The following is a 13,119-nucleotide window of genomic DNA, read 5'->3' on the forward strand; positions in this document are numbered from 1 at the left end:
GGGAGGAGCGCAGATGACCGAACCCGACGTCGTCGATCCCGACGCCCCGATCGTCGACCCCCACCACCATCTCTGGGACGGCCGGGCCGGCCATCACGGCGGTTCGGGCGCCTACCTGCTCGACGAGCTGCTCGCCGACCTCTACTCGGGGCACCGGGTGGAGTCGACGGTGTACGTGGAGTGCGGCTCCTTCTACGACCGGAGCCGGCCCGAGGCCGAGCAGTCGGCGGGCGAGGTCGAGTTCGCCAACGGCGTCGCGGCCCTGTGCCGCAGCGGGGAGTACGGGCCGGCGCGGGTGGCGGCGTCCATCGTCGCCCATGCCGACCTGCTGCGGGGCCCGGCGGTCGACCGCGCACTGGAGGCGGTCGTCGCCGCGGGCAACGGCCGTGTCGTCGGGATCCGCCACGTCACCGCGAACGACCCGGCCGCCAAGCAGCTCGCACCGCCCGGCACGCTCGTCGATCCGCGGTTCCGTGACGGCTACGCCCGGCTCGCGGCGCACGGTCTGACCTTCGACGCGTGGCTCTACCACCCGCAGCTCGACGAGCTGCACGCGCTCGCGGCCGGCCGGCCGGACGTGCCCGTGGCGATCAACCACGCAGGCGGGCTGCTGGGCGCCGGCCCCTACGCCGACTGTCGGGAGGCCGCGTTCGCGGACTGGCGACGCGCGCTCGGACGCCTCGCCGCGCTGCCGCAGGTGCACGTCAAGCTCGGCGGGTTCTTCATGCCCGCCTTCGGATTCGGGTTCGAGGACCGCGCGTTCGACGAGACCGACCTGGCTGCGGCGGCGCGCCCGATCGTCGAGACCTGCCTGGAGCTGTTCGGCCCCGACCGCTGCATGTTCGAAAGCAACTTCCCGATGACTCGCTACTTCGTGGGCTACCGGCAGCTGTGGAACAGCTACAAGCTCTGCGTCGCCGACCTCACCGCCGCCGAGCGGGCGGCGGTCCTGCACGACACCGCCCAGCGGTTCTACGCGATCCCGTCCCCCGTCGGTGCCGCCGACGGCATCCAGCCCGAGGCCGCTCTCGTGTCGAGAGCGAAGAGGGAGTAACCATCCATGTCAACTACTCAAGGGCGAGTGGTCACCGGGAACGGCGAGGACGATCAGGCCACGCTCGAGAAGCGCACGATGCGCAAGCTGACGCGCAGGCTGGTGCCGTACCTCATCGCGGCCTACTTCATCGCCTACATCGACCGCACCAACCTCAGCTTCGCCGCACTGCAGATGAACCCCGCGATCGGGCTGAGCGCCACCGCCTTCGGGTTCGGCGCCGGGGTGTTCTTCCTGACCTACTTCGTGTTCGAGGTGCCCTCCAACCTCGTGATGGCGAAGGTCGGCGCCCGCAGGTGGATCGCCCGCATCATGGTCACATGGGGCATCGTCTCCGGGTGCATGGCGCTGGTCAGCGGGGAGATCTCGTTCTACGTCGTGCGGGCACTGCTGGGTGTGGCCGAGGCGGGGTTCTTCCCGGGCGTGCTGTTCTACCTGACGCTGTGGTTCCCCGCGGCCTACCGCAGTCGGATCGTCAGCCTGTTCATGGTGTCGGTGCCGCTGTCGGTGGTGATCGGCGCACCGATCTCCGGGCTGGTCCTGAAGATCGATCTGTGGGGCCTGGCCGGGTGGCAGTGGCTGTTCGTGATCGAGGCGCTGCCGGCGGTCGTGCTCGGTGTCGTCACCTGGTTCTTCCTCACCGACCGGCCCGGTGACGCCCGCTGGCTGGCCGACGACGAGCGGACGTGGCTGACCTCGACGCTCGAGCGGGAGGCGGCGCAGGCCACCGAGGGCCGCGAGGTGCACTGGCTCAGGGCGCTGGCCAACCGCAAGATCCTGGCGCTGGTGGTCGTGGACATCGCGATCTGCGCCATCAACACCGGCATCGGCATCTTCCTGCCGCAGATCATCCAGGGCTTCGGCGTCGGCAGCACCCTCGTCGTGACCCTGCTCACAGCACTGCCCTATCTGGTCGCGGCCGTCGGCATGGTCTGGTGGGGGCGGCGTTCGGACCGCAAGGGCGAACGCCGGATGCACACCGCGATCCCGCTCGGTCTGTCGACGCTGGGCATCGTCGCCCTGGTGTTCCTGCCCGACTCGACGTCGAAGATGGTCGGCATCACCGCGATCATGCTAGGGCTCTACTCGATGCAGCCGGTGTTCTGGACCCTGCCGGCGATGTTCCTCTCCGGGACGGCGGTCGCCAGCGCCTTCGCCGGCATCAACTCGGTCGGCAACCTCGCCGGGTTCGTCGGGCCGTTCGCCGTCGGCTGGCTCAAGGACAGCACGGGCAGCTACAACCCGGGTCTGCTGCTGATCGCGGCCTGTGGGGTGCTCGGGGTGCTCGCCGTCCTGATCGTGGCCCGCGGGCGAGCGGCGTCGACCCTGGTGGCCGGGTCGGAACGCGAGCCGACGATGCCCGTCACCTGACCGTCACGCGAAGAGCTCGGGGAACTGGCGTGCGGCGGCGTCGCGCAGGTCCGTCGACGGTGCCGGGGGCTCGGTGGCCACGATCGTGCGCAGCAGCGCGACCGCGGCGGCCGAGCTCTCGGCCGCCGGCGTCCAGAAGACGCCGACCTCACGGCTGACCCCGACCAGCGGCCGGACGGCCACCCCGTCGAGCCGGATGCTCTGCAGAGCCAGCACGTTGATGATCCCGGTGGCGAGCCCGTGCCGGGTCAGGGCGACGACGGACTGCGGTTGGTTGGACAGGAACTTGATGGTCGGCGTGACCCGGGCGGTGGCCATCAGCCGGGCCACCTCGGCGTCCTCGGCCGAGCGGCCGCCGAAGACCAGCGGCTCGTCGGCGAGGTCCGCCATCGTGATCTCGTCCTTCTCGGCGAGAGGGTGGCCGACCTCCAGGACGGCGCAGATGTCCTCGCGCCACAGCTGCTGGTAGCTCGACGGGGACCGGGAGATCAGCGGCGGCATGCTCGGCCGGATGGCGAGGTGCGCCTCGCCCTGGTCGAGCACCCGGTCCAGCCCGCGGTTCTGCCGGTCGATCAGCCGGACCGTCACGTTGGGGTACTCGTGGGAGAAGGTCCGCAGGACCAGCGGGATGAACGCGGCGCTGGCGCTGGGGTAGGCCGCCACCGCCACGTCGCCCTTCGCCAGGCCCTGCACGGCGAGCGCGGAGAGCCGCCCGCTCTCCAGCACGCCCATCATCTCCCGCGCGTAGGGCAGGAAGGCGGATCCCTCGGAGGTGAGCTGCGCCGGCCGCTGGTTGCGGTCGAACAGCCGCACCCCCAGCTCGGTCTCGAGCGCCGCGATGTACGCGCTGACCCTCCCCTGGGAGCGGTAGAGCCGCGCGGCCGCCGCGGCGAACCCCCGCTGGTCCACCACAGCCAGGAACGCCTCGACCCACACCGTCTGCACGACGGCGACGGTACACCGACGGCTGCCGACCATCATCTGGATTCCAGATGATGAAGGGCGGTCGTCCGCTGTTGTCCATCCCGCTCGCGGGAGGCAGCATCGACCTCGCCAGGGGCGGCCGGTCCGCCCCCGCAGAACCCGCCACCGACGGCCCGTGGATCCGACCCGGCCGTCGGTGGCGTGACGAGCAGCCGACGGGAGAGACCGTGATCCGCACAGCCGACACCGATCTCGACAGGGACCTCGCCGCGATCGACGCGCAGGAGCAGCGGCTCTACGAGGGTCTGCGCACCTCCGACGTCGCGCTGCTCGGACGGGTGCTGTCCGACGACGCCACCTACGTCCACTCCTCGGCGGTCGCGGAGACCAAGCGCGAGAACCTCATCGGCCAGGAGAGCGGCCTGTTCCGGCACGGGACCGTGGTGCGGGTGAACGGCGGCACCACCGTCCACGGCGGCCTCGCGCACACCTCGGGGGCTGTCGAGATGGTCGACTCCGTCCGCGACACCCTGCTCCACCTCGAGCAGACGCTGGTCTGGGTGCGGGAAGCAGCCGGATGGCGGCTGCTGCTGCGCCAGGCGACGACCGCGCGGACCGGGGCGGCCGCGCCGGTCACGGCCGCCACGCGGACCCCGACGACGGCACCGGTCCCGCCCGGTGAGCTGCCCGACCCGGCAGGGGCGGTCGCGGCCACGGAGGAGCGGTTCCGCGCGGCCCAGGCGGCGTCGGACGTCGTGGAGCTGGACGCGCTGCTCTCCGACCGGCTCGACCGCTGGGTGGCCTCGACCGGAGCGGTGGAGACCAAGGCCGAGTACCTGGGGAAGGTGGCTTCCGGGCAGCACCGGTACGGCCGGACCCGGGTGGTGGGCGGCCGCACGCACATCGCCGGCAGCGGCGCGGTGACCATCGGCGTGGTCGACCTGCCGCTGCTGCCGCCCGGAGGCACCCCCCTCACCATCCGGATCAACGAGGCGCTGGTCTGGGCGCTGGAGGACGGGCGCTGGCGGCTCGTCGGCCGCCAGGCCACCCGCCAGGCGCTCTAGATCTGCTCCGCCCGTCCCGAGGAGACAGGAAGACGTGATGACCAGTCGTGACCGGACCCCGGACCGTGCCGAGCTCGCCGTGGTCGGCAGCTTCACCAGCGCCGCCCGCGAAGCTCGGGGCAAGGGGATCAGCGTTCTGCCCCACACCGGGGCGGGCGCGGAGCCGCTGTCGTCGATCCTCACCGTGGAGAACCCGTCGTACGTGTTGGCCGACGTGCACCGCGACGTCGTGCACGCGGTCCATGGCGACGGCACCGTCGTCACCTCCTACAGCGTCGACCGGGGCTCCGGCCGCATCCGCGAGCTGAGCTGCGTCCCGTCGGGCGGGGTCAACGGCGTCGCGGTGGCGCAGCACCCGGGCGGCCGGTTCCTGCACGTCGCCAACTACGGGAGCGGTTCGGTCAGCACCGTCCCGGTGGCCGGGGACGGCACCCTCTCGGCGGCGGAGTCGGTGCTCGAGTTGCCGGGCGAACCCGGCCCGCACCGCACCGAGCAGGCCGGATCCCACCCGCACGACGCGCGGTTCGACCCGTCGGGCCGCTGGCTCGTGGTCCCGGACAAGGGACTGGACCTGGTGTTCGTCCTGCGGCCCGACGACGCGACCGGTGCGCTGACGGTGCACTCCGCGGCCCGGGTCCGGGCCGGCTCGGGTCCCCGGCACGTCACCTTCCACCCCCACCTGCCCTGCGCGTACGTCGTCGGCGAGATCGACTCGACGCTGACCTCGCTGGCCTGGGACGCCGAGCGGGGCACCCTGACCCCGCGGCACGTGGTGCCCGCCCTGCCCGACACCGCCTTCGCGCCGAGCACCGCCGCGGAGATCGTGGTGGAGCGGTCGGGCCGCGTCGCGTACGTGTCCAACCGGGGGGACGACTCGATCACCCGGATCGCGCTCGGCGACGACGGTCTGGCCATGTCGGTGACCGGCTGGACGCCCTCGGGCGGCGCGGTGCCACGCTTCATGACCTTGTCGCCCGACGCCGAGCACCTGCTGGTCGCGAACGAGCAGGGCGACAACATCGTCACCTTCGCCGTCGACGCCGCCACCGGCGACCTGACGCCCGTCTCGTCGCTCGCGTCGGCCAGCCCGTCCGCGCTCGCGTTCCTCCGACCGGGCTGCGACCGATGAGGATCACCGTCGTCGACTGCGACCACGACTCCTTCGTCCCCGAGCGGGGACTCGCGGCCGAGCTCGGGGTGGAGCTGTCGGTGCGGCCCTCCGCGGACGCGGACGAACTGGTCCGCAACGCCCACGGCGCCGACGCGATCCTGATGCAGTACGCGCCGATCACCGCCGACGTGCTCGACCGGCTGCCCGGGGTACGGGCCGTGGGGCGCTACGGGGTCGGGTACGACACCGTGGACGTCGACGCGGCTACGGCGCGCGGGGTCGCCGTCTGCAACGTCACCGACTACGGCACCGAGGCGGTGGCCGAGCACGCCGTCGCGCTCGCACTGGCGTTGGTGCGCGGGCTCCCCCAGCTCGACCGCGGGCTGCGGCGCGGGTCGCACGCCCTGGTCCGCCCGGTGCACGAGCTCGCCTCGCTGACCTTCGGCGTCGTCGGGCTGGGCGCGATCGGCCGCGCGGCCGCGCGCAAGGCGGCCGCCCTCGGCTTCCGGGTGCTCGGCCACGACGTCGCGCCGGCCGCCGGCGCGGGGATCGAGCGGGTGCCCCTCGCCGAGCTGGCCGACCGCTCGGACGTCGTGTCGCTGCACGTGCCGCTGACCCCGGCCACCCGCGGTCTGGTCGGTGCGGGGCTGCTGGGCGACATGCGGCCGGGTGCGGTCCTGGTCAACACCAGCCGGGGTGGGGTCGTCGACACCGCGGCGCTGGTGGCGGCCCTGGAGGCCGGCCGGCTCGGGGGAGCGGGGCTCGACGTGCTCGACGACGAGCCGGTGTCCGCGGACCATCCCCTGACCCGGTTCGACCGGGTGGTGCTGACCCCGCACACGGCCTGGTACTCCGAGGAGTCGTTCGTCCGGCTCAAGCGGCGCGCGCTGCAGAACGTGGTGGACGTCCTGCGCGGCGCCACCCCACACGACCTGCTGAACCCTGGAGCGGTGACGGCATGAGCGCCCGGATGCGCGCCGCCGTCTGGGACGGCGCCGGCCTCCGGTGCACCACCGTGCCGGTGCCCGAGGTCGCCGAGGGCTGGACCCTGGTGCGGGTGTCCCACGTCGGGCTGTGCGGCACCGACCTCGCGATCGTGGGCGGGTGGCATCCGCGCGCGGCGCCGCCGCTGGTGCTGGGTCACGAGTTCTCCGGTGCCGTCGCACACCCCGGCGGGCGGTTCGCCGCGGGCACGCCGGTGGTGGTCGAACCGCTGCTGACATGCGGGGCGTGCTGGGCCTGTCGGCACGGCGCGGCCCACGTCTGCGCGCACCTCGGGCTCCTGGGCATCGACGCGCCCGGCGCGCTCGCCGAGCTCGTCGCCGTCCCCGAAGACCGGCTCCACCCGGTCGCGGACACCGTCGCCCCCGCGACGGCCGCGTGGGTGGAGCCGCTGGCCGTCGCCGTGCACGCGGTGGCGGCCGCGCCGCCGGCGCCCGGGGACGTCGTCGCGGTGTTCGGCGGCGGGCCGATCGGGGTGCTCACCGCACTCGTCGCCCGGCACGAGGGCGCCGGGTCGGTGCTGGTCCACGAGCCGAACGCGGCCCGCGCCGCGGTCGTGGCGGACCTCGGTTTCGCGGTCGAGACCGATCCGGACGCCTTCGCCGTGCGGATCGCGGCGGCGACCGGCGGGGAGGGGGCCGCCGTCGTGTTCGAGGCGGCCGGGCACCCCGCTGCCGCCGCCATGCTCGCCGCGGTGGGCCGGGTGCACGCCACCCTGGTCGTCGTCGGGGTGCACAAGCAGCCGGCGGCGGTCGACCTGCAGCGGCTCACCTTCGCCGAGCAGCGCCTGGTCGGGGTGCGCGTGTACACGAGCGAGGACTTCCGGCGGGCGGTCGGGCTGGTCGTCACCGGGGCGTTGCCGCTCGACCGCCTCCCGACCACCGTCCTGCCGCTTCGGCGCGCGGCCGCGGCGGTCGACGCGGCCCGCTCCGGGACCGACGCGCTGAAGGTGGTGGTGACCCCGTGAGCGCCGATCCGTTCTCCCTCGCCGGCCGGCGCGCCGTCGTGACCGGCGCGAGCCGGGGGATCGGCCACGCCGTCGCCGGGGAGCTGCTGCGGGCCGGTGCCGACGTCGCCGTGCTGCAGCGCTCCGGACCGGCCGAGGACCTGGTCGCGCTCGCCGCGGACCTGGGCCGGCGGCTGGAGCATCACCGCACCGACCTCGCCGATGCCGCGGAGGTGGAGGCGTCGGCGTCGGCGGTACTGGCCGGGGGAGCGGTCGAGATCCTGGTCAACAACGCCGGCACCCAGTACCGCGCCCCGGCCGAGACCTTCCCCGCGGACCGGTTCGACGAGGTGCTGGCGGTCAACCTGCGGGCGGTCTTCCGGCTCTGCCAGCTCCTCGGCGCGCCGATGCTGCGGGCCGGCGCGGGCCGAATCGTCACCGTCGCCTCCCTGCTCAGCTTCCAGGGCGGGGTCATGGTGCCGGCCTATGCGGCGAGCAAGGGCGCGGTCGCGCAGCTGACCAAGGCGCTGTCGAACGAGTGGGCGGGCCGCGGAGTCACCGTCAACGCCGTGGCCCCCGGCTACCTGGACACCGAGCTGAACGAGGCACTGCTGGCGGACCCGACCCGGCACCGGCAGATCCTGGAACGGATCCCGGCCGGTCGCTGGGGGCGTCCGGCCGACGTCGGCGGCGCGGTCCGGTTCCTCTGCTCCCCGGCGGCGGCGTACGTCACCGGCGTCGTCCTGCCCGTCGACGGTGGGTGGCTGGCCCGATGAGCGCCGGTCCGGTCGAGGTGTGCTGTCTCGGCGAGACGATGCTGCTCGTCGCCCCCCGCGACGGGCGGGCCCTGCGCGGAGGCGCCGAGTGCCTCCTCGGCACCGCCGGGGCCGAGTCGAACGTGGCGACGTACCTGGCCCGGCTGGGCCATCGGGTGCGGTGGGTGAGCCGGCTCGGCACGGACGCGCTCGGCACGATCGTGCTCGACGGCGTGCGTGCGTCCGGTGTGGACACGAGCGCGGTCGAGCGGGTCGGGGTCGCCCCGACCGGCGTCATGTTCAAGGACCCGGGGCCCGCCGGTACCGCCGTGACCTACTACCGCGCGGGCTCCGCCGCGTCCACGATGGACGTCCCGTTCCTCCGCGCGGTCACCGACCCGGCGCCAGCGGTGCTGCACACCACCGGGATCACCCCGGCGCTGTCCCCGGCCTGCCGCGAGCTGACCGATGCCCTGGTCGCCCGGCCCACCGGCGCGCTGCTCAGCTTCGACGTCAACCACCGCCCGGCGCTGTGGGCCGGTGACGCCGGCCCGGTCCTGCTGGGTTACGCCCGCGCCGCCGACGTCGTGTTCGTCGGCCTCGACGAGGCCCACCGCCTGTGGGACACCGCCACCGCGGACGCGGTGGCGGAGCTGGTCACCGGTCCCACCTGGCTGGTGGTCAAGGACGCCGACCGGGAGGCCGTCTGCTTCCACCCGGGCGGGCGGGCAGCGGTGCCTTCGCCTCCGGTCGACGTCGTCGAACCGGTCGGCGCCGGCGACGCCTTCGCCGCCGGTTGGCTCTCCGGCCTGCTGCGCGGGCTCGACGAGCGGGAGAAGCTGCGGCTCGGCCACCACCTGGCCGGGACCGCGCTGCGCAGCGCGGGGGACCAGGGCACGGTGCCCACCGAGGACGAGTTGGGGGCCCTGCTGGGCATCCCGCCCGAACGCTGGACGACCCGGGTGGAGCCGCACCGGCTCGCCCTCGACGGAGACTGAGATGACCGACGCCGACGTGCGAACCCCGTCCCCCCGGACCTCCCGGTCCGGCGCCCTTTTCGACACCGTCTTCGCCGGCCGGCCCTACATGGCGCTGTTCCGGGGCCTGTCCGTGGCCGACACCCTGGCCGGTTGCCACCGGGCGTGGGACGCCGGGATCGACGTCGTCGAGGTCCCGATCCAGACCCCGGAGGCGGTCGTGGCGCTGCGCGAGGCCGTCCGCGACGGGCGCGGGCGGGGCCGGGAGGTCGGCGCGGGCACCGTCCTGACGCCCGAGCAGGTGCAGGCGGCGGCCGCGGCCGGCGCGACGTTCACCGTCGCCCCGGGGCTCGACCCGGCCGTCGCCGTCGCCGCCGAGCGGGAGGGGCTCGCGCACCTGCCCGGTGTCGCCACGGCCACCGAGATCGGCACGGCGCTGCGCCACGGCCTGCGCTGGCTCAAGGCGTTCCCGGCCACCCAGCTGGGCGCGGGCTGGATCCGGGCGCAGCGCGGCGGCCCGTTCCCCGGGGTCTCCTTCGTCGCAACCGGCGGGATCACCCCCGCGACCGCCGCGGAGTTCCTCGGCGCCGGGGCCGCGGTCGTCGCCTTCGGCTCCGCGGTGACCGACTTCGACGGGCTCCCCGGGGCCTGAGCACGCACGACCCCGCACGACCCGGCGTGACGTGCCGTCCGCGCGGGCATCTCGACGAAGAGGTGGGAGACCATGACAGGACCCTCGCTGGCCGGTGCGGGCGTCAGAGACCGGCGGCGGTACGTGATCGCCGTCGGGCTGATGCTCGTGCTCACGCTCGGCTACATCGACCGCGTGAGCTTCTCGATCGCCGGCGTGCACATCATCCAGGACTTCCACCTGAGCACCGGCGACTACGGGCTACTGTCGTCGGCGTTCAACTGGAGCTACCTGCTGATGCTGCTGCCGGTGGGCATCCTGGCCGACCGAGTCGGGTCGAAGGTCCTGCTGCCGGCGTTCATGGTGATCTGGTCGATCGGGGTCGGGGTGACGGGCCTGGTGACGGGCGTCGTCGGGCTGATCCTGGCCCGGCTGCTGCTCGGCATCGGAGAGTCCCCGATCAACCCCGCGGGCAACGTCATCGTGCGCGAGTGGTCCCCGGCCCAGGAGCGCGGCCTTTTCGGCGGCATCTTCAACGCGGGATCGCTCGTCGGCCCCGCGATCGGGTCGGTCGTTGCCGCTTACCTGATCCAGTCGCTCGGGTGGCGCGGGTCGTTCGTGGTGCTCGGCGTTGTCGGGATCGTGTTCGCCGTCGTCTGGTTCGGTGTCTACGCCCGCCCGGAGAAGGCGCGGTGGCTGCGGCCCGCGGAACGCGCGTTCATCCTGGCTTCGCGGGAGACCGCCGAGGCCGACAGCAGGGGCGCGGCGATCACGATCCGCTCGTTCCTGCGCCGCTCGACGACGTGGGGCCTGCTGGTGACCCACGGCTGCGCGGTGTACTGCCAGTACCTGTTCCTGACATTTCTACCTGTCTACCTCGCCAACGTGCGTGGCCTGAAGGATCTGAGCACCGGCTGGGCGGCCGGCGGTGCCTACGGCCTGGCGACCGTGCTCAGCCTCGCCACCGTCGCGATCGCCGACCGCTGGGTGCGCCGCCAGGGCGCAGCGGCGGAGCTGCGGACCCGGCGGCGGGGCCTCGTGGTCACCGTCCTGCTCGGGCTGCCGCTGGCCCTCCTGCCGCTGGTCGGCTCGACGGCGCTGATCATCATCATCGTCGCGTGGGTGCTGTCCTTCGCGCTGTCGGCGATTGCGCTGAACTGGGCGCTGGCCAACACGCTGCTCACCGACCGCCGCTCGGTCGGCCGGCTGTTCGCACTGATTGCGGTTGGCGGCAACACCCTCGGCCTGCTCGCGCCGCTCGCCACGGGCTACCTGGTTGACTGGACCGGCAGCTACGCGATGCCGTTCTTGCTGGCCGCGCTGCTGCTGGTGGTCGGGGCGGGCGCGACGCTGCTGCTCTCCCGCCACCACCTCGGCGCGGACCTGGAGATGGCGGAGCGCAGGCCCGCGCCCGAGTCGCGCTAGGGGACAGGGCCCGATACGTGGCGAGCAGTTGTGCGCGGGGGTCGACCGTTCCGGGGGTTGATATTCGTCGGTTACGTCGACGGTGTCGGGGAGCAAGGCGGCGAGGGCCAGGCCTTGCACGGCCACGGCTGGGACAACCTTGATCTACGGCGGAAGGACTGCGGCGCGTTCGGCTTCGGCAAGGACGTCGGCGGAGCTGGCGGAAACGACCCAACTCGGTCAGGGAGTAGCCGACCCGCGGGAGTGATTCGGCGTGGCGAGTGCGTTGAACCATCCCGTACCTGTGAAGGTGTTTGAGGGGTCAAGCTCACACCCGGGTGGGTCGGTCGTGCTGCTGGCGGTGCCGAACTCCGCGATGCGCTCGCTGCTCGGCGCCGGCGATCACGTCGTCCGACGGGCCGATCTGCACATCAGCCAACCCGACGAAGCCACACTCGACGACGCCGGATCCGACGACGCTGGACCGCCCGACGCAGCGCCCGCAGATCCGGCTCCGTCGCGCCCAGCCCGTGAGATGACAGGGCAGCTGGACGGCGGGCTGCCGCGGGGCAGATGCAGGCGAAGCTCCGTGCTGGCCTCGCGCGAGGTCAGGAGCTGCGGCGCTGAGCGAACGTCTCGGACCGCGGGCGGGTCGTGTTGAGCTCTTCCGCGGTGCTTCGGTGGAGCCGGCGCGGGTGGTGTCGTTGAGCGACGGCGGGCGCTCATATCGGCGTTCGACGTCCAGGTCGGGTGCCGGGTCGGAATCTCCGGCATCGGGCCCGTGACCGACGGACTGCGGTCACGGGCCCGGAACATGGCCGCGGCGGAGGTTCAACCTCGGGACCCGCGGGATCGTGTCGGGCTGGCTACTGCGGACCGGCTGGACCGCGCTCAGTGTCCCGGTCGTCCCCGGCGACCTTGCCGACCGGTCGACCGGCGCCCTTGGTTGCGGTGTCGGGACGATCGGGAGCGAGGTTCTCGGCGCTCTTGCTGGTGCTCTTCCCCACTCCCAGCGCCGGCTCGGGATTCATCTCAGCTCCCGACAGGCCATTGCGTTCCACCTCCGCCACCGGTGGTCTCGGGCCGGGTTTGGGTGCATTCGAGGCGTCGTAGGCCATGCCCGCGGTGTTCTCACTCGACTTGCCGCGCAGCTCGTCATAGGGCGGGATGGGCACCTGTGGCACGCCGACGGCACCGAAGTCCGGTCCACGACTGGTGGCACCACCGGGTGCCTGCTGGGCGTGAGACGTTCCGTGCGGTTCGGTGCCGCTGCGGTTGTCGGTACTGCGGTCGTCGTCGGACATGGGCGTGCACCTCTCCGGTAGTCCCGGACAGGTGCACGCTCATCACCACGCTGGACCCGGCTGAAGTGGGCTGCCAGCACGAACACACTGCGTATGACCAGGAAGGATGCCCCGGCACCGGGAATCGTGTCGCGATACACCGGGTCTGGGGCATACAGCCGAGCCCGACAGGCTCGAGTGCCGAAGCGTAGGACGTCGCAGACACGGGCGCAAACCGTGGCACAGCGGGCAGGCTGCTTCCGACCCCGGGTGTGGACCGTCCTCAGCGGGAGTGTTCGGCCTGGTGAACACTGGGGATTGCTGGCCCATCCGGAGGCTGAAGAGGGCTACCGTGGGGGTTGTTGCTCCAGACCCTGGTGACCGCGTCAGAACTGACGTCCACCGGAGGTGCGTGTCATGGCGATTGCGCTGTTCGGCATCGGAGCGGCACGTGCTCGTCCCACCGTGGCCGCTGCGGACGTCCCGTTCGCGATGTTGTGCGAGTGCACCGCGACGTCGGTGGCCGCGGTGAGAATGACAACCCCATCTGGCCCCACTGTGATGGTCTGATCTGGCCCCACCCTGGCTCGTGCGGGG

General features: G+C 73.1%; 12 protein-coding genes. 10 read left to right on the forward strand and 2 right to left on the reverse strand.

The window, feature by feature from the left end; genetic code table 11:
- The first annotated feature begins 13 nt into the window (after positions 1 to 13).
- Together ACFPFQ_RS25030 and ACFPFQ_RS25035 are read left to right on the forward strand one after the other, a co-directional pair.
- Complete coding sequence (locus ACFPFQ_RS25030; protein ID WP_379622900.1) at positions 14 to 1,054, forward strand: amidohydrolase family protein; 1,041 nt, start codon at positions 14 to 16, stop codon at positions 1,052 to 1,054.
- 27 nt (positions 1,055 to 1,081) lie between these two features.
- Positions 1,082 to 2,425, forward strand: a complete 1,344-nt coding sequence (locus ACFPFQ_RS25035; protein ID WP_379622902.1) for an MFS transporter — start codon at positions 1,082 to 1,084, stop codon at positions 2,423 to 2,425.
- A 3-nt stretch (positions 2,426 to 2,428) separates the two neighbouring features.
- Here the strand turns inward: ACFPFQ_RS25035 and ACFPFQ_RS25040 are convergent, their stop codons facing one another.
- Positions 2,429 to 3,370, reverse strand: a complete 942-nt coding sequence (locus ACFPFQ_RS25040; RefSeq protein ID WP_379622904.1) for a LysR family transcriptional regulator — start codon at positions 3,368 to 3,370, stop codon at positions 2,429 to 2,431.
- A 206-nt stretch (positions 3,371 to 3,576) separates the two neighbouring features.
- Here ACFPFQ_RS25040 and ACFPFQ_RS25045 point away from each other — a divergent pair, with 206 nt between their 5' ends.
- The 8 genes from ACFPFQ_RS25045 to ACFPFQ_RS25080 all read left to right on the forward strand — a co-directional run bounded on the left by ACFPFQ_RS25045 (position 3,577) and on the right by ACFPFQ_RS25080 (position 11,260).
- Positions 3,577 to 4,413 carry a nuclear transport factor 2 family protein gene (locus tag ACFPFQ_RS25045; RefSeq protein WP_379622906.1) on the forward strand — a complete coding sequence of 279 codons (837 nt, stop codon included), beginning with the start codon at positions 3,577 to 3,579 and terminating at the stop codon, positions 4,411 to 4,413.
- 37 nt (positions 4,414 to 4,450) lie between these two features.
- The gene (locus tag ACFPFQ_RS25050; protein ID WP_379622908.1) at positions 4,451 to 5,542 is read left to right on the forward strand and encodes a lactonase family protein; all 1,092 of its coding nucleotides are present in this window, start codon (positions 4,451 to 4,453) and stop codon (positions 5,540 to 5,542) included.
- Complete coding sequence (locus ACFPFQ_RS25055) at positions 5,539 to 6,486, forward strand: C-terminal binding protein (protein ID WP_379622910.1); 948 nt, start codon at positions 5,539 to 5,541, stop codon at positions 6,484 to 6,486. The genes ACFPFQ_RS25050 and ACFPFQ_RS25055 overlap by 4 nt, the downstream gene beginning before the upstream one ends.
- Entirely contained in the window at positions 6,483 to 7,493 is a 1,011-nt protein-coding gene (locus tag ACFPFQ_RS25060) for a zinc-dependent alcohol dehydrogenase (RefSeq protein ID WP_379622912.1), read from the forward strand. Before ACFPFQ_RS25055 ends, ACFPFQ_RS25060 begins: the two co-directional genes overlap by 4 nt.
- The gene (locus ACFPFQ_RS25065) at positions 7,490 to 8,248 is read left to right on the forward strand and encodes an SDR family oxidoreductase (protein WP_379622914.1); all 759 of its coding nucleotides are present in this window, start codon (positions 7,490 to 7,492) and stop codon (positions 8,246 to 8,248) included. Before ACFPFQ_RS25060 ends, ACFPFQ_RS25065 begins: the two co-directional genes overlap by 4 nt.
- Positions 8,245 to 9,225 carry a sugar kinase gene (locus tag ACFPFQ_RS25070; RefSeq protein WP_379622916.1) on the forward strand — a complete coding sequence of 327 codons (981 nt, stop codon included), beginning with the start codon at positions 8,245 to 8,247 and terminating at the stop codon, positions 9,223 to 9,225. The genes ACFPFQ_RS25065 and ACFPFQ_RS25070 overlap by 4 nt, the downstream gene beginning before the upstream one ends.
- Position 9,226: 1 nt before the next feature.
- The gene (locus tag ACFPFQ_RS25075) at positions 9,227 to 9,856 is read left to right on the forward strand and encodes a bifunctional 4-hydroxy-2-oxoglutarate aldolase/2-dehydro-3-deoxy-phosphogluconate aldolase (RefSeq protein WP_379622918.1); all 630 of its coding nucleotides are present in this window, start codon (positions 9,227 to 9,229) and stop codon (positions 9,854 to 9,856) included.
- 72 nt (positions 9,857 to 9,928) lie between these two features.
- The gene (locus ACFPFQ_RS25080) at positions 9,929 to 11,260 is read left to right on the forward strand and encodes an MFS transporter (protein WP_379622920.1); all 1,332 of its coding nucleotides are present in this window, start codon (positions 9,929 to 9,931) and stop codon (positions 11,258 to 11,260) included.
- Between the two features lie 845 nt (positions 11,261 to 12,105).
- Here ACFPFQ_RS25080 and ACFPFQ_RS25085 read toward each other — a convergent pair.
- Positions 12,106 to 12,543: a hypothetical protein gene (locus tag ACFPFQ_RS25085; RefSeq protein ID WP_379622922.1), complete on the reverse strand. Its 438-nt coding sequence runs from the start codon at positions 12,541 to 12,543 to the stop codon at positions 12,106 to 12,108.
- Positions 12,544 to 13,119 lie beyond the last annotated feature (576 nt).

The sequence above is a fragment of the Pseudonocardia sp. GCM10023141 genome, assembly GCF_042653605.1.